Below are 26,719 nucleotides of genomic sequence, written 5' to 3'. Positions count from 1 at the left end.
CCACGTCGAACGACGACCGGAACAGGGCCGACGGCCCCCGAGAGGAACAAGCGTGTCCGACCAGCACCAGGCGACAGCCACCGTCAGCAACCCGATCATCCCCGGGTTCCACCCCGACCCCACGGTGTGCCGGGTCGGCGACGACTACTACCTCGCCTGCTCCAGCTTCGAGTACTTCCCGGGCGTGCCGATCTTCCACAGCCGCGACCTGGTGCACTGGACGCAGATCGGCAACGTGCTGGACCGGCCCGAGCAGTTGGTCCTGCCACTGGACTCGCCGTCCTCCGCCGGTGTCTACGCGCCCACCCTGCGCTACCACGACGGCCGCTTCCACCTGATCGTCACCAACGTCAGCGGCCACGGAAACCTGCTGGTCACCGCCACCGACCCGGCCGGCCCGTGGTCCGACCCCATCCTGCTGCCGGACGTGCCCCGCATCGACCCGGACCTCGCCTGGGACGAGGACGGCACCTGCTGGTGCACCTCCGCCGGGGTCCAGCAGGTTCAGCTCGACCCGGCCACCGGGAAGGTGATCGGCGAGCCGCGCCGGATCTGGTCCGGCAGCCCCGGCTCCAGCTACCCCGAGGCCCCGCACCTCTACCACATCGGCGACTACTGGTATCTGCTGATCGCCGAGGGCGGCACCGAACGCGGGCACTCCGCCTCGATCGCCCGCGGGACCTCGCCGAACGGGCCGTTCGAGCCGTGCCCGCACAACCCGATCCTCACCCACCGCGGCATCCAGCACCCGGTGCAGAACACCGGCCACGCCGACCTGGTGCAGGGCCCGGACGGCTCCTGGTGGCTGGTGCTGCTGGGCGTTCGGCCGCAGGGCTCCACCCCCGGCTGGCACGGGCTCGGCCGGGAGACCTTCCTCTCCCCGGTGACCTGGGTGGACGGCTGGCCGGTGGCCGGCTCGCCGGACCTCGCGCTGCCCGCGCCGAACTGGCCGCTGCAGTCCGCGACCGCACCCGCGCGGGACGACTTCGACGCCGAGCCGCTGGCCCCGCAGTGGATCTCGCTGCGCGACCGCCCGGCCGAGCTGATCACCACCCGGGAGCGGCCCGGCTGGCTGACGCTGCGCGCCCGGGGCGCCTCGATGGACGAGAAGGACGTGGTGTTCGTCGGCCGCCGCCAGCAGCACCTGACGTGCCGCAGCCGCGCCCTGCTGGACCCCGCCGAGGGCGCCGGCGGCCTGGCCGTGCGCCTGGACGAGCGGCACCACTACGAGGTGGAGGTCACCGACGGCGAGGTGCGCGCGGTCGCCCGGGTCGGCGGGCTGCGCAGCGTGCTCGGCTCGCGTCCCGCTCCGGACGGCCCGGTGGTGCTTCGCGTGGACATCGCCCCGCCGCAGGACCTGGGCCTGGGCACCGGACCGGACCTCGTCACGCTCGGTGTCGAGGAGCCGGACGGCACGTTCACCGCGCTGGGCGCGCTGGACGGCCGGTACGTATCCACCGAGGTGGCCGGCGGCTTCACCGGTCGCGTCATCGGCGTCTACGCGGCCGCCGGAACCGTCCACGTCGACTGGTTCGACTACGAGCAGATCGGCTGAGCAACGACATCCGCTCCGGCCTGACGGGGGGCACCCGTCCCCAGAACCTGTGCACGGCAACCGCGTGCACGAGGAAATCCCGACGATCGAGAGGCACCGAACATGACCGGAACAGCACGCCCAGGGAGAGCCGGCTGGCGGCTGTGGCTGCTGGCGAGCCTGCCCCTGGCCTTGGTCACCACGATTGGTGTGGGCAGCACCCCTGCCCTGGCCGGCACCACCGCCAACACCACCGCGGACGCGGACGCCACCACCAGCGCGCAATCCGTGGTCGCGGCGATGCAGCCGAGCTGGAACCTGGGCAACACCCTCGACGCCTTCCCGACCGAGACGTCCTGGGGCAACCCGCTGACCACCAAGGCGGTGTTCGACACCGTCCGGGCGGCCGGGTACCGCAGCGTGCGGATCCCGGTCACCTGGAGCAGCGCCCAGGACACCACCGCGCCCTACACGATCGACCCGACGTACATGGCGCGGGTCAAGGAGGTCGTGGACATGGCCCTCTCGGACGGCCTGTACGTGGACCTGAACGTCCACCACGACTCGTGGCAGTGGATCAAGAACATCACCACCGCCGACCACGATGCGGTGCTCGCCCGGTTCGACTCGACCTGGCAGCAGATCGCGGCGGCGTTCAAGGACGAGCCGCGCAAGCTGCTGTTCGAGAGCGTCAACGAGCCGCAGTTCAGCGACAACGCCACCGATGCGCAGAAGACCCAGGCGATGGACGAGCTGAACACCTCGTTCCACACCATCGTGCGGCAGTCCGGCGGCCGTAACGCGACCCGCGTCCTGCTGCTGCCCGACCAGAACACCAGCCCGACCCCGCAGAAGATGGGCGAGCTGTACACGACGATCACCAGGCTGCACGACCCGAACCTCGGGGCGACCGTGCACTACTACAGCTTCTGGCCGTTCTCGGTGAACAACGGCGGCTTCACCACCTACAACCAGCAGACCCAGCAGGACCTGATCGACGACTTCACCGCGGTGCACGACGTCTTCGTGGCCAAGGGCATCCCGGTGTACCTGGGCGAGTACGGCACGCTGTCCTACCCGGACTTCACCAAGCCCGACCAGATCGAGCGGGGCGAGGCGTTCAAGTACTTCGAGCAGCTCGGCTACGAGGCGCGGATAAACGGCATCACCACCTCGCTGTGGGACGCCGGCTCGTTCCTCAACCGCAACACCCTCCAATGGCGCGACCCCGAACTGGTCGCGCTGATCAGGGCGAGCTGGCACACCCGCTCCGGCACCGCGTCCACCGACCAGGTGTTCCTGCCGAAGTCCGCGCCGGTCGCCGCGCACACCGTCACCCTCAACCTGAACGGCCTGTCGTTCCGCGGCCTGTGGCAGGGCGACACCCGGCTGCGTCCCGGGGTTGACTACGCCGTGTCCGGCGACCAGCTCACGCTGACCCCCTCGCTGCTCACCCGGCTGGGCGGCGACCGGGCGTACGGCGAGAACGCCACCTTCGAGGCGCGGTTCTCCCGGGGCGTGCCGTGGACGTTCCACGTGATCACCAACGACCTGCCCGTACAGTCCGACGCGACCGGTACGACCAGCTCGTTGACCATCCCCACCCAGTTCACGGGCGACGTGCTGGCCACCATGGAGTCCCGGTACGCGGACGGCACCCCCGCCGGACCCTACTCCTGGACCCCGTACCAGGAGTTCAACACCCACTTCACGCCGGACTACCCGAACGGCGCGATCCGGCTGACCTCCGACTACCTGAAGACCCTCAGCGACGGCGCCACCGTGACCCTGAAGTTCGACTTCTGGAGCGGGGCTTCCGTCGCGTACCACGTGACCAGGTCCGGCGACACGGTCACGGGCACCGTCTCCTGACCACCGGGTGACCGACTCCGGCCCCGTGTGCTCCCACACGGGGCGGGGCGTCAGAAGAACAAGAGGAATCGCCTTGCCGTACAGCATCAGCGCGGATGGCCTGGAACGTCACACCGCCGAAGAGCTTCTTCGTATCGAGCCCTGGGGACCGCACGCGGTTCGGGTTCGGGCCTCCTCCGGGACGGTCGACCCCGCCGCTCCCGGGGCGCTGGGGAGCCCGCCGCCCTCCCCCCACGTCGAAGCGTCCGTTGCGGAAGACGGCTCTGCCCGTCTGGTCAACGGCCGCCTCGCGGTCGAGGCCTTGCCGGACGGTCGGCTGAGGTTCCTGCACGCCGCCTCGGGACGTGAACTCCTCGCAGACAAGACCCCGTACCCCCATCATCCCGGCCCCCGCGTCCATGCGGCCGACGGCCGGACGGAACAGCACTTCGAGGCCTATGGCGGCGAGCGGCTGCACGGCCTCGGGCAGCATCTGCACGGGCTCCTGGACCAGAAAGGCTGTGTGATCGACCTCGTCCAGGGCAACACGGTGGCCGCCATCCCCTTCCTGCACTCCTCGCGCGGCTACGGACTGCTGTGGAACAACCCCGCCACCGGCCGTGCCGAACTGGGCACCGACACCACCCGGTGGGTCGCCGACGCCGGCGGGCGGGTCGACTACTGGATCACCGCCGGTGACACTCCGGCCCAGATCCTGGACGCCTACACCCTGGCCACCGGACGTCCGCCACTCCTGCCCGAGTGGGCGTCCGGTTTCTGGCAGTCCAAACTGCGCTACCGTACCCAGGACGAACTCCTGGCTGTGGCACGGCAGTACAAGGAACGCGGACTGCCGCTGTCCGTCATCGTCTGTGACTTCTTCCACTGGCCCGCGATGGGCGACTGGCGGTTTGAAGCAAGCGAGTGGCCCGATCCCGCCGCGATGGTGGCAGAGCTCTCCGGCCTCGGGGTGAAGCTCGCGGTCTCGGTATGGCCCACCGTCGAGCCCGGCAGTGACACCTTCGACGAGCTGCGCTCGGCCGGATGCCTCGTACGGGACGGCGGCGGCGGCCTGCTCACCTATCACTGGCCCTCCCGTAGCGCCGAGGAGCCGATGCGCCGGATGGCGTACTACGACGCGACCAACTCCCACGCGCGCGCCGCACTGTGGCGACGACTGAGCGACAACTACCTTTCAGCGGGCGTGGCCTGCTTCTGGCTGGACGCCTGCGAACCCGACCTGTCCCGGGATGTCGCCGACCGTGCCGTCTACGCCGCCGGTCCGGCCGCCGAGGCCGCGAACCTCTACCCGCTCCTGCACACCCGAACCGTCGCCGACGGCCTGCGCGCGGCCGGCGAGGACCGGCCGTTGTCCCTGGTCCGCTCTGCGTGGGCGGGCAGCCAGAAGTACGGCGCCGCACTGTGGTCCGGCGACATCCCCACTACCTTCGACTCCCTCGCGCGGCAGATCAGAGCCGGACTGAACGTCGCGATGAGCGGCGTCCCCTGGTGGAACACCGACATCGGCGGCTTCTTCGGCGGCGACCCCGACGACCCCGCCTACCGCGAGCTGCTGATCCGCTGGTTCCAGTACGGCACCTTCAGCCCCGTCATGCGGCTGCACGGGGACCGCGTGCCCAACCACCCGACCTTCTCCACGGACATGACCGGCGGGCCGAACGAGGTCTGGTCCTACGGGGAGCAGGCGTACGGGATCCTTCGGGACCACCTGCTGCTGCGCGAACGCCTGCGCCCCTATGTGACCGTGCTGTCCGAGGACGCCCACCGCACCGGCGCACCGCCCATGCGCCCGCTGTTCTTCGACTTCCCCGAGGACGAACGCGCCTGGGACGTGGACGACCAGTTCCTGCTCGGCCCCGACGTGCTGGTGGCACCCGTCTACCGGGCGGGCGCGCGCACCCGCCCGGTGTACCTGCCCTCCGGCGCCCGCTGGCACGACCCGGCCACCGGACACGTGCTGGAGGGTGGAACGACATCCGACGCTGACGCCCCACTGGAGCGCATACCCGTCTTCGTACGCGAAGGAGCCGCCGTCGCACACGCGTTGCACTGACTTGTGCAGGTGTCGGGACCCGCATCCGTGCGGCCCGCACTTCCTTCAGGACCGCGGCGGTCCGAACGAAGAAAACCCCTTCTCGGCAGATGGAGCAACAGATGGCAGGCTTGCGGATCATGAATAGTGGCGCGGCAGCGCTGACGTTCCACCCACTCCCGGCGGAGGTGCCACGCTCGGCTGCCGGCGCGCCTGCGGTGATCATCATGCCGGGCGGTGGCTACACCTTCCTTGCTCCGCACGAGGGGAAGCCCGTCGCGCAGTGGCTGAACCGGCTCGGATTCGCCGCCTGGGTGCTCGAGTACCCGGTAGGGCCGCAAGACTTTCACCCCGCGCCGCTGGACTCGGCACGGGCGGCGATGCGTGAGGCGCGCTCGCAGGCACCGGGGCTGGGGGTCGACCCGTCGCGCATCGGGGTCCTCGGCTTCTCCGCGGGCGGCCACCTCGCCGCCCACCTCGCCGCCGGCCCGGACACGGCCGACGACGAGCGGCCCGCGTTCGCGGTGCTCTGCTACCCGGCGACGTCATGGCACAACTTCGGCCCCGCCGCAGCCGGCGAACCGGACAGCGACCCGCTCCTCGGCCCCGGCTCGACCCCGGAACAGCGCCGCGCGGTCTCCATCGAGCTGATCGCCGTCCCGCGGACCCCCCCGACCTTCATCTGGCACTGCGCGGACGACGACACCGTCGGGGTCGACCACTCCCTGTCCCTGACCCAGCGCCTGGCCTCCCTGGGGGTCCCGGTCGAACTGCACGTATTCCCCACCGGCGGACACGGCGTGGGACTGGCCCAGGACATGGCGCCCGCCGGCACGTGGACGTCCCTGTGCGCGCAGTGGCTCCGCAGGACGACCAGCCACGAGTAGTTCGTCGGACGCCGCAGCAGCGACCAAGGCCGAACCCGGCGGTGACCGCGGGACCACCTCCAAGTCAACGGATCCGAACAAGAGGCAATACTCGGGTTGATGACTATTTGTCGCGTGTGTTCCTTGGCTCGCGCCGCCGCCCTGCACGATGAACTCGGCGACACACACGCACAGTTACGAGCCAGCCCCGAAGGCGGCTGGAACCTCACGCCGATGCCGGGTGGAGCGGGGGAACTCCACGTGGCATCGGGTTCATCAGCAGCCAGAACTGGCCGCGCCGAGCGACGCCGCGTGCGCCCACGCACCGCGGGGCCGGCTCCGCTGTCCCAATCACCGTGGGGAGCATCAGGATGCGCTCCGCCGAATGGCTCGTCAGGCATCACGCAGACCACCGGCAGCGGTTCGAAGGCCATGGCCTGCCGCACACCGCAAGTGTCCTGCTCCGAGCGGTTCCTCCGCGCCGTGGAACTCGAAGCCTCGCCTGGCAGCAACCACCGACAGCGGCATGAACCTCGGAATCCCCTACCCCCAGGACCGATCGAACGCGGCCCGAGTCACCTGCATCGAGGTGATGCGCCGGCACCTCTGAATGCCCCCGTGATCTTGGTGCCGGCTATCCCTCTTTTGTGCCGACCAAAAATCCTCGTCACACGAGCTGTGACCAGGATCGGTAGTTGGCACTAGGTCACCTTCGCGACCTGCGCTGATGCCAAGTAGCTTCAGCAGCTGGAGACCCGGAATCAGAGAGATAGTTGGCACTTTGGTACACCACAGGTCACGAGGCGTGTCACCGCGGCTGGAGATCGAATACCTGGCAGTCCCAGTCACGACGGTCCCGACCTGAGAGCGTGCCATCCGGTCGATTTCGGTCTGCCCGGTGCCGGTTTCCGGATCGGTGCGGTGCGGTGAGGCAGAGGTCTGCCAGTTGCAATTGCGGTCCGGCTGTCGGCCGTGTCACGGAGGTGTGTGTGACACGTGGTGTCCGGACTGCGGCCTGCACGCGGTCGGGGCGGGCAAGCTGGCACGTGCATTGGTGCGCCAGGCGCACGGTTTCCACGCTGCCGGCCCGTGGGAGTACGCCAACCTGCGGGTCGCCTCCCGGGACTGCCGTTTCACCGCTGAGGAAGTCCCATCCCACCTACCCCTGGACTGGTATGAGAAGTATTTTGCGGACTTCGCCGATCACGTGCCCCACCCAAACCTCTACACCGTCCGCCACCTGCGCCGGGCCGCACCGCTCAAGCTCGTCGAAATGACCGCTGGAGGCTCCTGGCTCCAGTGCGCTCGGGCTCTGGACATCCCGGAAGGCCGAGCCCGCAGTGCGCTCATCAAACTCCGCGGTCAGTTCGGCGAAAGTGACGGGTGGTCCCGCTTCGTGGAAGTCGCCGAACAACTCGCCTGTCATCTCGATCAACTACCCCGACGCGTCAACTACGCGCTCCGTCGACGTACTTTGGCGACCTGGCAGATGCCGCACAGCGACTGGACCGAGCTCTGCGACGGCCTGCCACAGGCGAATCGGCTCACCTCGCGGTACGGCACCATGCTCGGCACCGTGCTCGTCTGGGCCGAAACCACGCAGTCCGACTACCTCTTGTGCCCCCTCTTGCGTGCTCCGCGTACGGCAGGGACGGATCTCACACGCCTGATCGACAAGATCTCCCAACTCCTCACCCCCGCCAACCAGAAAGGCAGGAGCCTCGAATTCCTGCGCAACGTCGCCAAGTACTCCAGAGACCTTGGCGCGCATTGCGACAAGTGACCCCGGTGCGCAGGTCGACACCGTGGTCGAGGTGGGGGGGTAGGGCTTGGCCCATGGCTTCGCCGACGGTGCGGTCGCCCCAGGCCGAAGACCGGGTCCCAGCCGTCGGTGCCTGCCGCGTACTTCGAGGCGATGCAGTCTGCTGCGTCCACGGATTGACGAACGACTCCAGCCTGGCCATGCGGATGGCACCACTGATGTTGGTTCTCCTCGGCGGAGTGGTGGCAGAGGTCAGTCGGTGGAGAAGCCAGCCAGCATGGCGGCCGGGTAGCGGCTGCCGGCCGAGCCGTGAGGCAGGATCTCGGCGATGCGCCCAAGGTCGGCGTCGGTGAGTTCGACGGCGGCGGCGCCGGCGTTCTCCTCCAGGCGGACGGTGTTGCGCGTGCCGGGGATCGGGACGACGTCCTCGCCCTGGTGGAGCAGCCAGGCCAGGGCGAGTTGGGCGGTGGTGAGGCCCTTGGCGGTGGCGAACTTCTTGAGCTGGTCGGTGGCGTGCAGGTTATAGGTGTAGTTCTCGCCCTGCCAGCGCTCGTCCCAGCTGCGCATGTCGTCTGCAGGATATTGGTCGGCGGGCTTGACCACGCCGGTCAGGAAGCCTCGGCCGAGCGGGGAGTAGGGCACCAGGCCGATGCCGAGCTCCCTCAGGACCGGCAGGATCTTCTCTTCCAGCTCACGCTCAAAGAGCGAGTACTCGTACTGCAGCGCTGTGACCGGCGTGACGGCGTGGGCGCGGCGGATGTACTGCGGGCCGACGTTGCTCAGGCCGAAGTACTTCACCTTGCCCTCGGCGATCAGTTCGCCGACCACGCCCGCGACATCCTCGACAGGCACGTCGGGGTCGGAGATGTGCTGGTAGAAGAGGTCGATGTGGTCGGTCTGCAGGTAACGAAGGCTGTTCTCGGCGACTTTGCGGATGTTCTCCGGGCGGCTGTCGACCCCGGAACCCAGCGGCTGGGCGGCCATGTCGAAGCCGAACTTGGTGGCCAGGACCACCTCGTCACGGAAGTCCTTGACGGCCTTGCCCAGTAGGGCCTCGTTGCTACCGACGCCGAGACCGTACAGCTCGGCGGTGTCGAAGAAGTCGATTCCCAGTTCGTGGGCGCGACGGATGGTCGCGACGCCCTCCTCGTCGTTCGAAGCGCCGTAAGCCATGGTCATCCCCATCACGCCCAGACCGAGCGCTGAGACGCGCAGGCCCTGAGAGCCCAGATTGCGGTGCTGCAAAAGTTCACTTCCTCAGTACTCGCCGGATCCACTCCGAACGGCTCAAACCAAACCGTTTGGTTTGAGCCTACGACCGGAAGCCCTCAACGTCAAACTGAATAGTTCGGTGCTTTATCCTGGGGTTGTGTCCCACCCTCTCGACTCCGGCCAGACCGCAGCGCCCACAGCCGCTCCCGACGGCGGCGACACAACGCGGGAGCGGATCCTCAACGCCGCCATGGAGGAGTTCGCCCGCCATGGCATCGCCGGTGCCCGTGTGGACCGCATCGCCAAACTCGGCAGGACCAGCAAGGAACGCGTCTACGCCTACTTCCGCAGCAAGGAAGCGCTCTACGCCCACGTCGCCGCGCGGGAACTGGCCGTGATCGCCGAGGCCACACAGATGAATCCGTCCGACCTGCCCGGCTACGCGGGCCGCCTGTTCGACTACTTCACCGACCGCCCCGACCACCACCGCCTGATCACCTGGGGCCGCCTGGAACTGTCAGGATCCGGGGTCGCCGCCGACGATCCCACCACGGCGGTCATCGCCCGTAAAATCGACCAGCTCCGCCGGGCGCAGCAAGCCGGACAGCTCGATCCCGCCTGGGACCCGGCCGACGTCCTCGCCCTGATCAACCAGATCGCCACCACCTGGGCAGCCCAACCCGAACTCAGCCAGGCCGCGACAGAACACGCCGCGAACCCTGCCCCCGCAGCCCGGCGCGCCGCCGTCGTTGCCGCAGTCGAGAAGCTGTTCCCCCGGGCGCACTGAGGCCACCCACACCAGCAACATCTCCGCACAGAATCACCGGGCCGCAGTCCGCGAGGAAAACAGCATGAACCCCAAGCTCATCGCTATTGGTCATGCGACAGGGCCCATCACCACAGTGAGGGCCGGCGAGGCCGCCGAGGAGTCGGCTCCGGCCGATGTCCTCGCACTCCCACGACCTACAGAGCGCGCGAGCCGTTCCGTCTCCGACGGCCCGGTTCTGCCGACTGCGCACATGCCGGGAAATCCGTGACGCCGTCCGCGAAGCCTTGCTCAGCCTCGCCCAGGCGCCATCTCCTGGCGGCGGCCGAAGACGCTCACACCTTGTCAGGATTCTGTGCATCGGCGGCCGTTGGGGCTGTATCGCCGACGGCGGCGGGGAACAGTCGCTGGACGGCGGCGACGATGGCCGCCCGGTGGGCCGCCAGGAAGGCGTCGCGTTCCTCGCCGACGGGAGTGAGGTCGGTCTGGCCTGCCCACGACAGGGCGAGCTGGCTGACGAAGACCAGGATGTCCTCGGGCTCCCACGCGGGATCGAGGTGGCCGGCCTCCTGCGCCCTGCGCAGCTGCTCGATCTTGCGACGCAGGGACTCCTGGAACGGGTCGTCGGCGGGCGCCTGACCGGGCTGGAGCTCCAGTTGGCCCCACATCATCAGCCGGTGGCGTTCGGGGTGCTGGACGGCGTGGTCGTGCACGCGGCCGGCGTAGCCCGGAAGGTCGGTGGCGTCCAGCGGGACGGCCTCGGCCATGGCCGCGAGTTCCCGGGCGGCGACGAACCGGTAGAGCGCCTCCTTGCTGCGGAAGTACGCGTACACGCGCTCCTTGCCGGTGCGCGCCGCCTTGGCTATCCGCTCGACCCGGGCGCCCGCGATGCCGTGGCGGGCGAACTCGGCGGTGGCCGCGGCGACGATGCGATCGCTGGTGGGGTCGGTGCTGTTACGGGGGACCATGCACCCCAGATTACCTAACCGAACCGTTCGGTCTTGCAGACGGCGACCCGCCCGACGTATGGTCGAACCGAAACGTTCGGTCTGATCCAGCACCAACACAGGAGCACCTCATGCGACAGCGCACACTGGGCCGCCAGGGCCTGACCGTCTCCGAGCTCGGCTACGGTGCGATGGGCACCGCCATCGGCTACGGCCCCTCGGACGACACCGCGTCGATCACCGCGATCCGCCGCGCCCACGAGCTGGGCGTGACCCACTTCGACACCGCTGAGATGTACGGCTGGGGAGAGGGCGAGAAGCTGCTCGGCCACGCCCTCGCCCCCATCCGCGACGAGGTGACGATCGCGACCAAGTTCGGCCTCACCCCGACCTTCGCCCCGAACTCACGGCCGGAGCACATCCGCGAGGTCGTCGACAACAGCCTCCGCAACCTGAACACCGACGTGATCGACGTGCTCTACCAGCACGGCCCCGACCCGAGCGTGCCGATCGAGGACGTGGTCGGTGTGATGAAGGAGTTCGTCGACGCCGGCAAGGTCAGGTACCTCGGCCTGTCCAACACCGACACCGACGCGATCCGCCGCGCCCACACGGTGCACCCGATCTCGGTCCTGCAGCACGAGTACTCGATCTTCGCGCACGACTCCGAGCAGTTCTTCCCCGTGCTGGAGGAACTCGGCATCGGGCTGGTCGCCTACTCTCCGCTCGCCCGCGGCTTCCTCAGCGGCGCCGTCCAGTCCCGCGAGCACTACGACGCGAGCGACTTCCGCCAGATGATTCCCTGGTGGGCCCCGGAGAACTTCGACCAGAACCTCTCCATCGTCACCGAGCTCACCAAGCTCGCGGAGAGCAAGGGCGTCACCCTGTCGCAGCTGGCCCTGGCCTGGCTGCTGGCGAAGAAGGACTACATCGTCCCGATCCCGGGCTCGCGCAACCCCGAGCGCGTCGCGCAGAACATCGCCGCCGCCGACCTCGAGCTGACCGCCGACGACCTTGCCCGCATCGACGAGATCGCCCCCGAAGGCGGCATCGGCGGGCGAGGTATGTGACACGCCCGCCCAACGGATCCGTGCTCAGCGGCTGGTTCGTCGTGAACCACGCACGGCAGCGACGTCCAGTTCGCCTTCGGCAACTTCGGGCAGGGCGCCTTCACCGGTGCCGCGCCGGCCGACCTCGCGACGGCACGGGCGCTGTCCTCGAAGATGGTGGACTCGTTCGCCGCGTTCGCGCACTACGGGTCCCCTTCGACCCGGGCGCTGCCGAACTGGTCGGCCTTCACCCCTCGCCATCGGGCTTGCCGTCCTTCGACGTGGAGCCGCGTCTGGTCCACGACCGCCTCGCCGATGCGCGGCGTGAAGCATGCGACGGGGTCGATCCTTTCGCAGTCTGCTGATACCTGATGCTGCCGCGGGCGCCGCCGTCAGTTGCGTGACGGCAGCCCCTACGTCGTTATCGGGCGACGTACCCGCCGTCGACGGGGAGGGCGACGCCTACGACGAAACTCGCTCCCGGGCTGCACAGCCACAGGACCGCCTGGGCGATCTCCTCGGCCTTACCGAGGCGATTGATGGGCTGGTTGGCCTCGGCCTCGGCGCGGTCGAGTTCCCCCTTGGTGATCATGTCGCTGACCATGGGGGTGTCGATCGTGCCGGGACAGACGGCGTTGACGCGGATACCGCGCGGGGCGTATTCGAGGGCGGCGCTGGTGGTCAGGCCGATCACCCCGTGCTTGGAGGCGTGGTACGAGGCACGGCCGGGCAGGCCGACCAGGCCGCCGAGCGAGGAGCAGTTGACGATGGCGCCGCTGCCCTGGGCGCGCATGTGCCGCAGCTCGTGTTTCATGCAGGCCCACACGCCGCGAAGGTTGATGGCGTTGACGCGGTCGAAACGCTCGGCGGGTTCGTCGGCGGCGTCGCTGGGCGGGATCTGGATGCCAGCGTTGTTGTAGGCCATGTCCAAGCGCCCGAAGGTCTCGACGGTGCGGTCGACCGCAGCCGACACCTGGTCCTCGTCGCTGACGTCGCAGGTGAGGGCGAGTGCTCGGTGGCCGGAGTCGGTGAGTTCCTTGACGGCTGCGTTCAGAGCGGCTTCGTCGATGTCGGTGAGGGCGACGGCGGCTCCGGCCTCGGCGAAGGCGCGGGCGGTCGCCAGGCCCATGCCGGAGCCTGCTCCAGTGACGAGGGCGACCTGGCCGGTGAAGTCGTAGGTGGGGTTCACGTGTCTTTCTCCCGTTGAGAGTGGGCCGGGTCAGGAGGCAGTTTCGATGGTGACCTTGGTGGCGGTGGCGAGGCGTTCGGTGTCGCCGTGCACGCTGCCGAGGATGATCAGGCCGGCGTCGCTGGAGCCGCTGCCTCGGTAGAAGAGGGCCAGGTTGCCCCAGGGCGCGTAGTACGCCAGGTCACCGGGCTTGGCTTCGGCGGCGTCCGAGGCGCCGGAGGTGGACAGCCGACGGGGCAGGTCAGCGATCTTCTCCGTCCCGTGGAAGTCGCCCAGGTTCAGCGTGAGCGGGAGCAGGGCTGCGAAGTCGCGGGCCGTGGCGCTGTCGTTCAGGGTGGCGTCGACCCGGTGGCCGTCGATGGTGAGCCGGAGGTTCATGGCGGTGACCTTGTCATCAGTCGGTGAGGCTGGTGCCGTGGCCGCCGGCGTTCGCTGTGACGCGGTGGCGGAGGGCGCGGAAGACGGGGACGGGGCCACCTCATCGGTACAGGCGGTCACCGCAAGCAGTAAGGCCGTCGGGACGGCGCGGGCAAGGCTGGAACGGGTGGTCAGACTCACGGCACCCTCCAGGGCGTCAGTCGGGCAGGGGCTCGGCGTAGTGGCGGAAGCCGTCGCGCTTGAGATGGATGTCGTACAGGCGATGGGCCAGCACCTCAGGGCTGCTGTGTTCGGCGTCGGGCCGGATGGCGCCGGGGATGATCAACTGGGCGGTGTGGATGTTCTCCGGGGCGAGGACGTCGTGGAGCATGTGGGCGTATGCGCTCTCGGCGGCGAAGGCGATCGAGGTGCCAGCCCGGTCGGGATGGGGGCGTACGGCGCTGCCGCCGTTGACGAACAGCAGGGTGCCGCGGCCGAGTTGACGCATGCCGGGCCGGACGGCGTTCACCGCGGTGACCGGGCCCTTGACGGAGAAGGCGAGGGGCGCGTCGAGGCCGTCGGCAGTCGTGTCGAGGACGGGCTTCATGAAGTCGGCGCGGGGCAAGGGGCTGTACTGCAGGATCTCGATGGGCCCCAGGGCGGCTGCGGCCGCGTTGAGGGCCGCGTCCAGTGACTCGGTGTCGAGAACGTCGGCGGTGAAGCCCCGGGCATGGATGCCGTCGCGGGCCAGCTCGGCGGTCAGTCCGTCCAGCTTCTCAGCGCTGCGGGAGATGAGGGCGACGGTGTGGCCGGCGGTTCCGAAGCGGTGGGCGGTGGCGAGCCCGAGGCCGGAGCCGGCTCCGACGAGGGCGAAGGTCGTCATCGTGAGTCCTTGTGGGTGGAGGGGCTTAGCTCAGGCTTGGGGAGGACCTTGCCGGCACGGCGCTCGAGATCGCCGCGGCAGGCTGCTCCATGTCGAGCCTCACACTTCGAGGCAAGAGCGAAAAGCGGAGAAAGACATCCGGGGAGGGATACATCCTGGGTGGAAACTCTCCCTCCTTCCTCAGGTGCGTTCGGTGTCATGCTGACCGGCATGACCGGCAACGTTCCCCTCAACGAGCTGGGAGAATTCCTCAAGAAGCGCCGCGCCGAGCTGAGCCCGCGCACTGTCGGCCTGCCCGACAACGGCGGCCCCCGTCGGGTCGCCGGGCTGCGCCGCGAAGAGGTCGCCCAGCTCGCCAGCATCAGCACCGACTACTACACGCGTCTCGAACAGGGCCGTATGCAGGCGTCCGCGCCCGTGCTGGACACGCTCGCCCGGGTGCTCCATCTCGACGACGACGAACGCGGCTATCTCTTCCAGCTCGCCGGCAAGATCACCACCCGCACCCGCACCCGGGGGCGGCAGAAGGTCCAGCCGCAGTTGCAGCGCGTACTGGACGATCTCACCGCCACCCCGGCCATCGTGCAGGGCCGGCGCGGGGACATCCTGGCCTGGAACGCGCTGGCGGCCGCGCTGGTCACCGACTTCTCCCGGATCCCGGAGAAGCACCGCAACTACCCTCGGATCATCTTCACGGACCCGGCCATGCGCACCCTGTACGCCGACTGGGACACCTCCGCGCGACTCGCCGTGGCACAGCTGCGGATGGAAGCCGCGCAGTATCCCGAGGACCCCCGCCTCATCGAGCTGGTCGGTGAACTGTCCCTGCGCGACAAGCAGTTCGCCCAGTGGTGGGGCGACCACCGCGTCGCGGCCCGCACGGTGGGCACGAAGACCCTCAACCACCCGCTGGTCGGCGAACTCGTCCTGGACTGGGACACCCTGACCGCCAACACCGACCCCGACCAGCACCTCACCGTCTGGACGGCCGCACCCGGCTCCCCCACTCACGAGCGGCTGCGCATCCTCGCCTCCTGGGCCGCCGACCAGAGCCTGCCGGCCTCTCCCCCTCCCGCCTGACCACGGTCGGGCCCTTACCCGCCGAGCAGACACCTCACGGTGAACGACATACCCAACGGCCAACTGCCGCCGCCCCGAGGTGAGCCCTCCCGCCCCACCAACCCGGGCTCGAACTCGCCCGCTCGCTGCCGGGGCCTGTGCAGGTGGCCCGGTTCTACGGCTGCGGGCATCAGGCCGGCGGTCGGCGAGCAGAGGAGGAGGCCGACCTTCTCGCGAAGCGACTGGCTCCGGTGCCGCCCGTAGCGGAACCCACCGATTCCAGAAGCCTTCCGTTCCCTCCCGAGACATCCTCAACACGGACCTTCGCACCCGCGCACCGGGGCCAGTTCGCCAGTGGCCCCGAGACGACGCACTGCTATCCGGGCACCCTCCCCACAGCCCGTCCGCACGCCTTCGCCTACCGGGCGGTCCTGGCGGACGTGCTGCGCGCACTCGATGTACTCACCGCCCAGCCGGAGGCCATGAGCTGGCCGATCGGCGTCTACGGCGACGACCTGGGCGTGATCGTCGCGGCGCGCGGACCTGCCGTCCGGGCGGCCCGCGTCGACTCCGCTCTCCTGCCTCAGTGGAGCGCGAGCCTTGGGTAGCGAACGCCCTGCTCAGCGGCCTGTGATGAAGGCTGCGTCGAAGGAGGCGGCGGCCGGCTCGATGGCCGTGAGGGCGCGCACCCGGGCGAGGGCGTCCGGGGCGCCGATGAGGCGGTCCATGCCGGCGTCCTCCCACTCGACCGAGAGGGGACCGGTGTAGCCGATGGAGTTGAGGACGCGTACGCACGCTTCGAAGTCGATGTCGCCGTGTCCCAGTGAGACGAAGTCCCAGCCCCGCCGGGGGTCGGCCCAGGCCAGATGAGATCCCAGGCGCCCGTTACGGCCGTTGAGGTTTTTCTTCGCATCCTTGAAATCGACGTGGTAGATGCGGTCCCGGAAGTCCCAGGCAAAGCCGAGGTAATCCAGGTCCTGCCAGACGAAGTGGCTGGGGTCGAAGTTGATGCCGAAGGCGGGGCGGTGATCGATGGCTTCCAGAGCGCGCCGGGTGGTCCAGTAGTCGTAGGCGATCTCGCCGGGGTGCACTTCGTGGGCGAAGCGCACACCCTGGGCGTCGAAGACATCGAGGATGGGGTTCCAGCGTTCGGCGAAGTCCTCGTAGCCACGCTCGATCACCGAAGCAGGCACCGGCGGGAACATGGCTACGGTGTGCCAGATCGACGACCCCGTGAAGCCGGTGACGACGTGTGTACCGAGCGCGGCGGCGACCCGGGCGGTGTCCTTGAGCTCGGCCGCGGCCCGCTGCCGTACGCCTTCGGGATCGCCGTCGGCCCAGATCCGGGCGGGCAGGATGGCGCGGTGGCGTTCGTCGATGGGGTGGTCGCACACCGCCTGGCCGACCAGGTGGTTGGAGATCGCGAAAACCTTCAGGCCGTGCTTGTCGAGCAGGGCCCGCTTGGCGGGCAGGTAGTCGGAGTCGGCAAGAGCCCTGGCAACGTCGAGGTGGTCGCCGGAGCAGGCGATCTCCAGGCCGTCGTAACCCCATCCGGCGGCAAGTTCACACACCTGCTCGAAGGGCAGATCGGCCCACTGGCCGGTGAAGAGGGTGACGGGACGGGACATCAGCGGTTCCTTCGTTCGTTGCGGGCTTCGTTGCGGGGTTCAAACCGACCCGTGGTGGTCTATGCGCGTGTAGCGGCTGCCATCCACTGCGCTCGCTTCCACGGCGGCGAGCACCTTCTGGACCCGCAGGCCTTCCTCGAACCCCGGAGCGGGATCGGTCCCTTCGGTGATCGCCTTCACCAGATCGCGTGCCTGGTGCACGAATGCGTGCTCGTAGCCCAGCCCGTGCCCCGGCGGCCACCACCCCTCCAGATACGGGTGTCCGGGCTCGGTCACGAGGATGCGGCGGAAGCCCCCGGTGTTCTCGGCGGCCTGGGCGGCGTCGTAGAAGGAGAGTTCGTTCATCGACTCGAAGTCGAAGGCCAGGCTGCCGCACGACCCGTTGACCTCGATACGGAGGGCGTTCTTGCGGCCGGTGGCGTACCGGGTGGCCTCGTAGGTGGCCAGGGCACCGCCGGTGAAGCGCGCGGTGAACACGGCCGCGTCGTCGACGGTGACCTGCCCGGTCCGCCCGGGGCTGTCGGCGAGCGGACGAACACCGACGAAGGTGGCGGTCTGTGCGGAGACTCCGTCGATGTGGTCGCCGAGCAGATACTGGCTGAGGTCGACGATGTGCGAGCCGATGTCGCCGAGGGCGCCCGCTCCGGCCCGTTCACGCTGCAGCCGCCAGGTGAAGGGTGCCCGGGGGTCGTACAGCCAGTCCTGGAGGTAGGCGGCGCGCACATGCCGGATGTCGCCGATGCGGCCGTCCGCGATGAGTTGCCGTGCGAGAGCGAGCGCGGGGACGCGTCGGTAGGTGAATCCGACCATCGCCCGGATCCCGTGTGCGCGGGCCCGGCTCGCGGCGATTGCCATGGTCTCGGCCTCGGCGACCGTGTTGGCCTGGGGTTTCTCGCACAGTACGTGCTTGCCTGCCTCGAGCGCGGCCACTGCTATCTCGGCGTGGCTGTCGCCGGGGGTGCAGATGTCGACGATGTGCACGTCGTCACGTCGCAGCACCGACTTCCAGTCGTCGGTGGAGTCCTGCCAACCGAGCCGCTCGGCCGCGTGCGCGGCACCCAGCGCGCGGCGTCCGACGAGTACTGTCCTGGCCGGTCGCGCCGGAAGGTCGTAGGCATGGCCGACCGTGCGCCAGGCCTGGGAGTGCACGGCTCCCATGAACGAGTGGCCGATGAGTGCGACGCCGAGGTGTTGCACGTGGAGATTCCAATCTGCTCAGGCGTAACCGACTTACTGCCGATCCCGGGTCATCAGGAGCAGAAACGCACGATCAGCCCGTCTTTGAGGTGGCAGGCAGACGAGGTCAGCCGGGGGGAGAGATGAGGACCAACGGACGCGCCGGTGCAGAACACCGGTCAGCGTTCGAGTGGCAGACGCTGTTCCATGCGGTAGCGACCCCCAGCACGGTGGCCCTCTTCGGCGTCGTCGCCGAGGGTCGGCGCGTCGCGTACGACGCGGGTCGGCAGGTTCGGTCGACCGGCCGCGTAGAACGACTGCCGAGGAGGAAGGCTCCGTCCGTCGACCCACTCGTAAACCCGGGTGGTGTCGGGTCATCCCTTCACCGCACCGCCGAGGATGCCGCGGATGAAGTACCGCTGGAGCAGCAGGAGGACGCCCAACGGGAGGAGTACGGACACCAGCGCGGCAGCGGCCATGGTCTCCTGACCCTGACCGGTGGCTTGCAGGAGTCCGGCGATCTGCACGGTGAAGGGGGCGTTCGCGCTGCCACCGCCGAGGAAGAGCAACGGGGTGAGCAGGTCGTTCCAGGACCAGATGAACTGGAGCATGGCCAGGGCGGACAGTACCGGTGTGGCCGTGGGCAGCACGATGCTGCGGAAGATGGTGAACTCCCCCGCGCCGTCGAGGGCCGCGGCTTCCAGGAGTTCGGCGGGTACGGAGGCGAAGAAGCCGTAGAGCAGGAACACGCCGAAGGGGATGGTGAAGCCGATCTGGTAGAGCCAGACGGCCGGGGTGCTGCCCGTCAGGCCGATCGCGTTGAACAGCCGCAGCACGGGGACGAGGGTGAGCTGGGGCGGGGTGACCTGGAGGGCGATGACCAGCAGCAGGAGTGGCAGCCGTCCCCGGAAGGGCATCCGGGCCAGGGCGTAGGCGGCGACGGCGGAGACGGTCACGGTGCCGACGGTGGCCGGGACGGCGATGGCGAGGCTGTTGCCCGCGGCGGCGCCGAGGTCGATGAAGGTGGCGGCGTTGCCGTAGTTCTCGGGAGTGAAGGCGGGGTGGGCGAACTCGGTCCACCAGCCGCTGGTCGCGACGGCGCCCGTGGTACGGAAGGAGGTGACCAGCAGTCCGACGACGGGTACGGCCCAGATGACGCCGATGACGGTCAGGACCAGATGCATCGGGGAGCGCGACAGGGTGCGCCTGAGTCGGAGTCGGAGTGGGAGCCGGGGCGCGGGGCGCGTCGTGTCCGTCGGCCGGTGTGCTTCGGTGGCACGGGGCGCGGGCGGGGTGGTGACGCTCATCGGGCGGTCGCCTCCTGCCTGAACTGGCGGATGTTGAGGACGATGACGGGTGAGGAGATGATCAGCAGGATCACCGCGAGGGCGCTCGCGTGGCCGAAGTTCTGGGCGACGAACAGCTCGGAGTAGATGCGGTTCGCCGCGACATCGGTGTCGAACTGGCCGTTGGTCATGACGTAGACGATGTCGAAGACCTTCAGCGCGAAGATGACCTGGGTGGTGAGGGCGACCAGAATGCTGGGCCACAGCGTCGGAAGGGTGATGGAACGGAAGATCCGCCATTCGCCGGCGCCGTCCAGCCGTGCGGCCTCGATCATCTCGCCGGGGATGTTCTTCACGCCCGCGGAGAGGATGAGCGCGGTGGTGCCCAGGGTCATCCAGCAGCCGACGAAGATCAGCGCGTAGGTGGCCACCGACGGGTCGGCGACCCATGCGACCGGATCGAGGCCCGCGGAGGAGAACAGGCCGTCGACGGTGCCCGTCTGCCGGGCGCCGGGCGGCTGGTACTCGTACATCAGCCGCCAGATCACCCCGGCCGCGGCAAAGGAGATCCCGGCCGGCACCAACAGCAGGGTCCGGATGATCCTCTCGTAGCGGACCTTGTCGCCGAGGACGGCCACGGCCAGGCCGAGGGTGAGGGTCACGGCGGGGACCAGGACGAGCCACAGGGCGTTGTTGCGCAGGGTCGGCAGCAGGGCACTGCCGAAGGACCATGCGTAATTGCCCAGTCCGGCCCACCCGGTCCCGTCGGCGTGGCGGAAGCTGAGCAGGACGGTGTCGGCCATCGGGTAGACCAGGATGCCGCCGGTGAGCAGGCAGGCGGGCAGCAGCCACACCCATGGGCGGACGCGTACCGCCCGGTGCGGGCGGCGCCCGAGTGCGCGTTCGGCGCTGATGATCAGGACTGCGATGATCGCGGGTACGGCGATCACCGCGATGGCGATCTGCAGCAACCGGGGAAGCAGGCCCATGGCGGTCACCTTCTTTGTGCGGAGCGGTTGTTACAGGCCGTGCGGGCGAGGGTGGAAAGGGAGAAAGGGAGGCAGACTCAGCCGGTCGGGGCGGTGCGCTGGATTCCGGCGAGGATGCCGTTCAGGGAGCCCGGCTTCTGGATGTAGCTGACCACGCCCTTGTCGAAGGCAGCGACGACGGCCGGGTCGCTGTACATGCTGGGTCCCGCGACCAGGTTCTTGCCGGTCAGCATCTGCTGGGACGCCTTCTTCAACAGCGGATTGGTGTAGGCGGAGGCGGGGATCTTGGTGTTGGCCTCGGTCCACTGACCGCTGGCGACCAGCATCGTCTGGGCCGGGGCGGAGGCCCAGTACTTCATCAGCGCACGGGTCCTGGGGTTGCTGTTGAAGGCGTAGGCGACATGTCCGCTGAACAGTTCGTCGTCGGCGTGGGCCGGGGATCCGGCGGGGACCGGGAAGAAGTCCAGGTCGGTACCGGGCTTCAGGGAGGGCTTCCGGCCGAGGGTGACGCCGCCCGCGTACACGCCCCACAGCATCACCGAGCAGGTCGGGGGCGAGGAGACCAGGCCGGTGCCGTTGTTGACGACCGACGCGGACAGGACCGAGGTGGGGCCGCCGGCGACCATCTTGTCGTCGGTGGCGACCGCGCCGAACGCCTTCCAGGCCGCGGTGACCTCGGGCGAGGTCCACGACAGCCGTCCCTGGGCCCAGTCCGTGAGCTTGGCGGCGCCGTAGTGCTTGAGGAACCAGTTCTCGATCCACTGGGCGCCGGGCCAGCCGCTGCCCGCGCCCGCGTTCTGCGCCATGCACCAGGGGGTCTTGCCCGCCGCCGCCTGCTGCTTGGTGAACGTCTCCAACTGGGCCCAGCTGGAGGGGTTCTTGGGGCCCTTGTAGGTCTTGGGGTTGTACCAGACCATGAAGTTGTCGATCTCGGTGAAGATGCCGTAGGTCTTGCCGTTGACGGTGGTGGCGTCCAGCAGGCTCTGCGGGTAGCTCGACTTCAGGGTGCTGGTGCCGATGAGACTGCCAAGGTCGACCAGTTTGCCCTGCTTGGCGTATTTGAGTACGGAGCCGAGGTCGGCGGCGTCCACGACGTCCGGCGCGTTGCCGGCCTGGACACGGGTCTGCACGACCGTGGCCAGGTCCTCGTTGCCGGTGTAGTCGACCTGGATGCCGGTGGCGTCAGTAAAGGGTTTGAGGGCGTTCTTGATCAGTTGCCCCTCGGCGCCGCCGTTGATGCCGAGCATGGTGACCTTGCCGCCGATCTTCTTGCCGCCGGCCGCGGCAAGGGCTTCCTTGCGGGCCGCGGCCGCCAGAGCCGCCGACTGTCCCGTGCCGTTGGCGGCGGCCCCGGTGGAGGTGTTGTCCGCGCAGGCGGCGGTGGCGAGCAGGCAGGAGGTGACGAGGACGGCGGGCAGGGCGCGGGCGAAGGTGCTTCTCATGAGGTGCTCCCGTGCAGAAGGGGAAGGAGGTTGTGCTGGATGAACGTGCGGGCAGCGGTGAGCTCGGCGACCGGATCGGGGACGGCGTCGACCTCCAGCAGCACGTCGTCGCGCAGACCGGTCCGGGCCATCAGCGCGGCCCAGGCCGCCCAGTCCACGGCGCCCGCACCGACGCGGCGGAAGTAGGTCTGGTGGTCGTGGTGGAGGTGTTCGTCGATGGAGATGTCGAAGGGGGCCGTGCCGGAGGCGTCCTTCCAGTGAGCGATCACGATCCGTTCGCGGTGCCGCTCCGCGACGCCCGCGGGTTCGCTGCCGGACATCCTGATGTGGCCGGTGTCGGGGCAGAAGGCGACGTAGAGCGGGTCGGTCGCCATCATGAACAGGTCGACGTCACGGGGGGTCCAGAACACCGAGTGCGCCTCGGTGTGCAGGGCCAGTCGCACGCCGCTGCCACGCAGGGTGGCGGCGGCGATCTCGTTGAGGTGGCCGCCGAGCGCCGTGGCGTAGCCGAGGTCGACGAACACGGGCGGTACCGCGTCGCGGGTGGTGCGCATGGGCAAGCCCGCGACCATGGTGGAACAGCCCATCGACGCGAGGAACTCCGCGTACTCCAGGGCCTGCTCGGTGAGGGCGGCCCAGTCGGTGGACTCCAGGCTGGGCTGCGAGGAGATATCGACGAAGAAGCCGGACAGCACGCTCAGCCCGCGTACGTCCAGTTCCTTGCGGAATCCGTCCGCCGAGCCGAACGCGGCCAGGGCGGTGCGCCAGTCGCCGGGCGGGAAGGTCAGCTCGAGGGTGGACAGTCCGGCGTCCACGGCCGAGTCCAGCAGCCGGGTCCAGAACCATTCCGGGCGCTCGGCGGCGGTGGCGGCGAGTTCGCGGTCGCTCGCGACCTGCCAGAACTCCGGGTCGTAGAAGGTGATGAGGTCGGCGCCGAAGCGGGGGGTGGACTGCCGGTCGCTCACGGGTGTACCTCCAGGGTGTTCAGGGCCTCGGCCCCGTAGGTGCCGTCGACCGGCTCGGGGCGTTCGCAGGTGGTGGTCAGCTGTACGGGGGCGCCGGTGTCGGCGGAGACGGCGATGGCCTCCAGCGCGTCCAGGACGTGGAAGGCCAGGCCGGCGGTGGCGTGGTGCGGGCGGGCCTCGCGCAGGGCAGCGGCCAGATCGGCGACGCCGATGCCGCGCATCAGCTGATCGTCGCTGCCCGGCCGGGCCAACGGTGGTACGGCCGGGGGCAGTTCGGACCACTGCGGGTCCCCGTGGCGGCGCAGCAGAACGGGACCGTCGTAGCCGTTGGGGTTGGGCAGGGAGAGGGTGCCCTCGGTGCCGTAGATCTCGATGAAGGGCAGGTGGTGGTCCCACACGTCGAAACTCAGCATCACGGTGGCCAGCACGCCGCTCGCGAAGGTGACCGTGGCGGCCGTGTGCGTCGGCACGCTCACTTCGATCCGGCCGACCAGGCGGCCCGGGGCGGTCACGGTGCGCTGTGGAGCGCCGATCCGGCTGGTGCCGTACACCGCGGACACCGGCCCGAGGCAGTTGACCAACGCGCTGAGGTAGTAGGGGCCCATGTCCAGGGCCGGACCGCCGCCGGGCCGAAACAGGAACGTGGGGTCCGGGTGCCAGGTCTCCGCCTGCGAATGCGTCACGAAGGCAGTGGCACCGACGGGCTCGCCGATCACGCCGCCGTCGACCGCGGCCCGTGCGGTCTGCCCGGCGGAGCCGAGGAATGTGTCCGGCGCGGCCCCGAACAACAGCCCCCGACGGTCGGCCTCGGCCAACGCGGCGCGGGCCGCGGCCGTGGTGGCGGCCAGCGGCTTCTCCACATAGAGGTGCTTGCCCGCGGCCAGGACCTGCTCGCTGACGACGGCATGCGCGGCGGGTGGAGTGATGTTCACGACCACATCGACGTCCGTCCGGCCGAGCAGCCCGTCAACGGTGCAGGCGACAGCACCCGACTCGGCTGCCGCCGCCTGGGCCCGGACGGGATCGGCGTCGGCGACCGCGACCAGTTCCAGTCCGGGGAAGCGGGACATACCGGTGGCGTACCGGCTGAAGATGTTGCCGCAGCCGATCACACCGACGCGGACGGGGTCATGCATCGCGACTCCTGCCTCAGACGACTCGATGTCTCTCGGACATCTGGAAATCTCGGAAGTGCGGGTGTCCGAATGGGATCTGTGTTCCGTGATCCCGGGATGGGCGCGAAGCGCCGAAGACACGGGAACCCGCAGGTGGTGGGCGACAAGCCGGTGGTCCGGGAGACCGGGTGACGGTCGTTTTCGGCCGGGTGGCGCCGCACCGCAACTATTGCCCCGGCCTCGCCAGGTAGACAAGACAGAACTTATGCAAGATGCGACGAAACCTTCCCGGAACCCCGTCGTCACCGCCTGGATGACGGGTCCAACGGGGAGTTGCTCTTGGCTCAACAAGCTGCTTACTGTGCATCAGGGCATTTCAAACAGCACCTTCGACAAAGGAGACAGCGGCAGTGTCAGAAGCTTTCGCCAGATCCGGCAGAACTGGTGCGATCAACGGTGTCGAGTCCGCGCATGCCGGGCTGCGCGAGCACAGCGAACTCGTCACCCATATCGCCACCGGCCGCGCCTCATCGAAGACCGACCTGGCACGGCTGACCGGACTGTCCAGAACCACGGTCGGCAAACGACTGGACGCGCTGACCCGGCGCGGTCTCCTGACCACACACCTCGGCGACTCCACCGGCGGCCGTCCCGCCGTGGAACTCAGCGTCAACCCGGCCGCCGGAGTCGTCGCCGCCATCGACATCGGCGCCGCACACTGCCGCGTCGGCGTCCTCGACCTGGGCGTACAACTTCTCGACAGCGGCTACGTCGACATCACGCCCGAGGCAGGGCACGAAGCCGCCATGGCCGGCATCCTGGCCACTCTTGAAGAACTGCTCACCGGAGTCGACCGCCGGTGGTCCGACGTCCGGGCGATCTGCATCGGCGTGCCGGGCCCGGTCGACACCGACAGGGCCGTCCCGATCCGGCCCGTCAAACTGCCCGGCTGGGAAAGCTTCCGGCCCCAAGACGTCTTCTCCCCCATGTGCGACGCCCCTGTGCTGGTCGACAACGATGCCAACCTCATGGCACTCGGCGAGTACCGGTCCCGGGCCGATGCGGTGGACGACATGCTCTTCGTCAAGTTCGGCTCCGCACTCGGCTGCGGCATCATCAGCAACGGCAGGATCCACCGCGGCGCCAACGGCATCGCGGGCGAGATCGCCCATGTACGACTGCGCGGTACCGATTACGGAGACCAGCTGTGCACCAGCTGCGGCAACCCCGGTTGCCTGCGTGCGATCGTCAACGGCAACGCCATCGCCGCCCGGCTCGCCGCCGAAGGGCTTCCCGTAGAGACCAAACACGACGTCATCCGCCTCGCCCAGCAGGGCGAACCCCGAGCCCTGCGCGCGGTGCGCGAGGCCGGCGAACGACTCGGTGAGGTGCTGGCCATCGTGGTCTGCTTCCACAACCCCGAACTCATCGTGATCGGCGGATCCTTCGCCGCCCTTGAGGAAGATCTGCTGGCCGGCGTCCGCAGCGTCGTCTACGAACGAGCCCTGGCCCAGGCCACCCACCGCATCCGCATCGAGACCACGACCCTCAACGCCGACCTCGGCCTGCTGGGCGGCGGCCACCTCGCGGTGGAACACGCCCTCTCCCCGGCAGGGCTCGCCGCCTGGCTCTGATCCGGTCCCGGTGAAGTACGTTCACGCCGCGCACCCGGGCACGGCCCTGCCGCGGATCCCCCGGCGGTACTGGCGTCGGTCGTGCTGGCGAGCCTGCCGTTGCAGGTGGTGTACGTCGTTTCCCTGCTCCTTGTGTCCCGAACGGAGCGCGGACAGAAGGGTACGGCTGACATCGAGCCGATTGCGGCAGCAGGCGATGTGGTCTTCGAGGGCGGCACGGTGCTCGCGGTAGGGAGCGCAACGGATCCACACCCCCGCCACCTCCAGAACATCGAAGACGGAAGCGCGCGGGTTCGTACATTCCGGAGCTGAACAGCGAGGAACCCGTACACCAAGCACGGTGAACGTGACTTGGCGTACGGGGCTTGCCTGGGTCGGCGGGTATCAGGATGACGCAGTCCGGCTGTTGCCGAGGCGCGGTAGGACGATGAGCAGGACGGTCGCCGCCGCGATCAGGTGAAGGACTTCGAGGGCCGCGATGGTCAGGCCCTGGTGGGCGGAGGTGAGGGGCCCTGCCGCCATCACGACGACGGCGAGCGCCACGAGCAGGACGAAGGTCCGCCCGGGCCGTGCGGTCCGCCGGGCGATGACCAGGGCGATACCGCCTCCGACCAGGGTCATCAGGAGGGTCATGATGCCGGCCATCGGCGCGTTCACCGTGCTCTGGCTGCCGGACATGGTGACGGTGTAGTCGGCTCCCGCCATGTCGAAGAGGAAGTAGGCCACGAGGACAGCGACCGCCGCGGCGATGGCTGCCGGCAGGACGGTGCGGACGAAAGCGGCCAGGGGGCGGGAGGAGACAGCGGAGGACATACGGACTTCTTTCCGGGAGGTCGGACGACGGGCGTCGTGGGGGGAGTTCGGGTGTGTCGCGGGCGCGATAGACGTGCCGTGTGATGTGGCGTGGGGCAGCCGCCCGGCGACTTGGATGCGTCGACGGTCCCGCGCCCGCGGCC

The 26,719-nt window shown here is 69.2% G+C and carries 23 protein-coding genes; 10 read left to right on the top strand and 13 right to left on the bottom strand.

Annotation, left to right across the window (positions count from 1 at the left end; translation table 11 throughout):
• The first annotated feature begins 52 nt into the window (after positions 1–52).
• The 5 genes from ACFY0P_RS37340 (at position 53) to ACFY0P_RS37320 (ending at position 8,087) form a co-directional block, all read left to right on the top strand.
• The gene (locus ACFY0P_RS37340) at positions 53–1,555 is read left to right on the top strand and encodes a glycoside hydrolase family 43 protein (protein ID WP_388923681.1); all 1,503 of its coding nucleotides are present in this window, start codon (positions 53–55) and stop codon (positions 1,553–1,555) included.
• 102 nt (positions 1,556–1,657) lie between these two features.
• Positions 1,658–3,406, top strand: a complete 1,749-nt coding sequence (locus ACFY0P_RS37335; protein WP_388923678.1) for a cellulase family glycosylhydrolase — start codon at positions 1,658–1,660, stop codon at positions 3,404–3,406.
• 73 nt (positions 3,407–3,479) lie between these two features.
• The gene (locus ACFY0P_RS37330; protein ID WP_388923675.1) at positions 3,480–5,459 is read left to right on the top strand and encodes a TIM-barrel domain-containing protein; all 1,980 of its coding nucleotides are present in this window, start codon (positions 3,480–3,482) and stop codon (positions 5,457–5,459) included.
• A gap of 101 nt (positions 5,460–5,560) precedes the next feature.
• On the top strand, positions 5,561–6,325 hold the full coding sequence (locus tag ACFY0P_RS37325; protein WP_388923672.1) for an alpha/beta hydrolase: 765 nt from the start codon (positions 5,561–5,563) through the stop codon (positions 6,323–6,325).
• Positions 6,326–7,289: 964 nt separating this feature from the next.
• A complete protein-coding gene (locus ACFY0P_RS37320; RefSeq protein ID WP_388923669.1) occupies positions 7,290–8,087 on the top strand; it encodes a hypothetical protein in 798 nt (265 codons plus the stop codon).
• Positions 8,088–8,318: 231 nt separating this feature from the next.
• On the opposite strand, the gene ACFY0P_RS37315 is transcribed toward ACFY0P_RS37320, so the two are convergent.
• On the bottom strand, positions 8,319–9,311 hold the full coding sequence (locus tag ACFY0P_RS37315; protein WP_388923666.1) for an aldo/keto reductase: 993 nt from the start codon (positions 9,309–9,311) through the stop codon (positions 8,319–8,321).
• A 124-nt stretch (positions 9,312–9,435) separates the two neighbouring features.
• On the opposite strand from ACFY0P_RS37315, the gene ACFY0P_RS37310 reads away from it, so the two are divergent.
• Positions 9,436–10,065: a TetR family transcriptional regulator gene (locus tag ACFY0P_RS37310; RefSeq protein ID WP_388923663.1), complete on the top strand. Its 630-nt coding sequence runs from the start codon at positions 9,436–9,438 to the stop codon at positions 10,063–10,065.
• A gap of 314 nt (positions 10,066–10,379) precedes the next feature.
• Here the strand turns inward: ACFY0P_RS37310 and ACFY0P_RS37305 are convergent, their stop codons facing one another.
• Positions 10,380–11,012 carry a TetR family transcriptional regulator gene (locus ACFY0P_RS37305; protein ID WP_388923660.1) on the bottom strand — a complete coding sequence of 211 codons (633 nt, stop codon included), beginning with the start codon at positions 11,010–11,012 and terminating at the stop codon, positions 10,380–10,382.
• 110 nt (positions 11,013–11,122) lie between these two features.
• Here ACFY0P_RS37305 and ACFY0P_RS37300 point away from each other — a divergent pair, with 110 nt between their 5' ends.
• Positions 11,123–12,061 (top strand): aldo/keto reductase, encoded by a 939-nt coding sequence (locus ACFY0P_RS37300; protein WP_388923657.1) that lies wholly within the window; start codon positions 11,123–11,125, stop codon positions 12,059–12,061.
• 400 nt (positions 12,062–12,461) lie between these two features.
• Here the strand turns inward: ACFY0P_RS37300 and ACFY0P_RS37295 are convergent, their stop codons facing one another.
• The 3 genes from ACFY0P_RS37295 to ACFY0P_RS37285 form a co-directional block, all read right to left on the bottom strand.
• On the bottom strand, positions 12,462–13,229 hold the full coding sequence (locus ACFY0P_RS37295) for a glucose 1-dehydrogenase (protein ID WP_388923654.1): 768 nt from the start codon (positions 13,227–13,229) through the stop codon (positions 12,462–12,464).
• A gap of 30 nt (positions 13,230–13,259) precedes the next feature.
• Entirely contained in the window at positions 13,260–13,607 is a 348-nt protein-coding gene (locus tag ACFY0P_RS37290) for a cyclophilin-like fold protein (RefSeq protein WP_388923651.1), read from the bottom strand.
• A gap of 196 nt (positions 13,608–13,803) precedes the next feature.
• Positions 13,804–14,469 (bottom strand): SDR family NAD(P)-dependent oxidoreductase, encoded by a 666-nt coding sequence (locus tag ACFY0P_RS37285; protein ID WP_388923648.1) that lies wholly within the window; start codon positions 14,467–14,469, stop codon positions 13,804–13,806.
• 198 nt (positions 14,470–14,667) lie between these two features.
• Between ACFY0P_RS37285 and ACFY0P_RS37280 the strand changes: the two genes are divergently transcribed.
• On the top strand, positions 14,668–15,549 hold the full coding sequence (locus ACFY0P_RS37280) for a helix-turn-helix domain-containing protein (protein ID WP_388923645.1): 882 nt from the start codon (positions 14,668–14,670) through the stop codon (positions 15,547–15,549).
• Between the two features lie 419 nt (positions 15,550–15,968).
• Positions 15,969–16,136, top strand: a complete 168-nt coding sequence (locus ACFY0P_RS37275; RefSeq protein WP_388923642.1) for a hypothetical protein — start codon at positions 15,969–15,971, stop codon at positions 16,134–16,136.
• A gap of 12 nt (positions 16,137–16,148) precedes the next feature.
• Here ACFY0P_RS37275 and ACFY0P_RS37270 read toward each other — a convergent pair whose 3' ends face one another.
• From ACFY0P_RS37270 to ACFY0P_RS37240, 7 genes are all read right to left on the bottom strand, one after another.
• Complete coding sequence (locus tag ACFY0P_RS37270) at positions 16,149–17,156, bottom strand: sugar phosphate isomerase/epimerase family protein (RefSeq protein WP_388923639.1); 1,008 nt, start codon at positions 17,154–17,156, stop codon at positions 16,149–16,151.
• A gap of 39 nt (positions 17,157–17,195) precedes the next feature.
• The gene (locus tag ACFY0P_RS37265) at positions 17,196–18,353 is read right to left on the bottom strand and encodes a Gfo/Idh/MocA family protein (protein ID WP_388923636.1); all 1,158 of its coding nucleotides are present in this window, start codon (positions 18,351–18,353) and stop codon (positions 17,196–17,198) included.
• 353 nt (positions 18,354–18,706) lie between these two features.
• Positions 18,707–19,516 carry a carbohydrate ABC transporter permease gene (locus tag ACFY0P_RS37260; RefSeq protein ID WP_388923633.1) on the bottom strand — a complete coding sequence of 270 codons (810 nt, stop codon included), beginning with the start codon at positions 19,514–19,516 and terminating at the stop codon, positions 18,707–18,709.
• A gap of 119 nt (positions 19,517–19,635) precedes the next feature.
• Entirely contained in the window at positions 19,636–20,607 is a 972-nt protein-coding gene (locus tag ACFY0P_RS37255) for a carbohydrate ABC transporter permease (RefSeq protein WP_388923630.1), read from the bottom strand.
• A 77-nt stretch (positions 20,608–20,684) separates the two neighbouring features.
• The gene (locus ACFY0P_RS37250) at positions 20,685–22,049 is read right to left on the bottom strand and encodes an ABC transporter substrate-binding protein (protein WP_388923626.1); all 1,365 of its coding nucleotides are present in this window, start codon (positions 22,047–22,049) and stop codon (positions 20,685–20,687) included.
• Positions 22,046–23,014 carry a sugar phosphate isomerase/epimerase family protein gene (locus ACFY0P_RS37245; protein WP_388923623.1) on the bottom strand — a complete coding sequence of 323 codons (969 nt, stop codon included), beginning with the start codon at positions 23,012–23,014 and terminating at the stop codon, positions 22,046–22,048. The genes ACFY0P_RS37250 and ACFY0P_RS37245 overlap by 4 nt, the downstream gene beginning before the upstream one ends.
• Positions 23,011–24,150 (bottom strand): Gfo/Idh/MocA family protein, encoded by a 1,140-nt coding sequence (locus tag ACFY0P_RS37240; protein WP_388923620.1) that lies wholly within the window; start codon positions 24,148–24,150, stop codon positions 23,011–23,013. Before ACFY0P_RS37240 ends, ACFY0P_RS37245 begins: the two co-directional genes overlap by 4 nt.
• Before the next feature lie 389 nt (positions 24,151–24,539).
• On the opposite strand from ACFY0P_RS37240, the gene ACFY0P_RS37235 reads away from it, so the two are divergent.
• Positions 24,540–25,763 (top strand): ROK family protein, encoded by a 1,224-nt coding sequence (locus tag ACFY0P_RS37235; protein ID WP_388923617.1) that lies wholly within the window; start codon positions 24,540–24,542, stop codon positions 25,761–25,763.
• Between the two features lie 384 nt (positions 25,764–26,147).
• Here the strand turns inward: ACFY0P_RS37235 and ACFY0P_RS37230 are convergent, their stop codons facing one another.
• On the bottom strand, positions 26,148–26,576 hold the full coding sequence (locus ACFY0P_RS37230) for a DUF6069 family protein (RefSeq protein WP_351464137.1): 429 nt from the start codon (positions 26,574–26,576) through the stop codon (positions 26,148–26,150).
• Positions 26,577–26,719 lie beyond the last annotated feature (143 nt).

Origin of the sequence: Streptomyces sp. NPDC001714 (genome assembly GCF_042892755.1) — a bacterium.
GTDB lineage: Bacteria > Actinomycetota > Actinomycetes > Streptomycetales > Streptomycetaceae > Streptomyces.
This window is presented reverse-complemented; position numbering and strand designations above follow the sequence as displayed.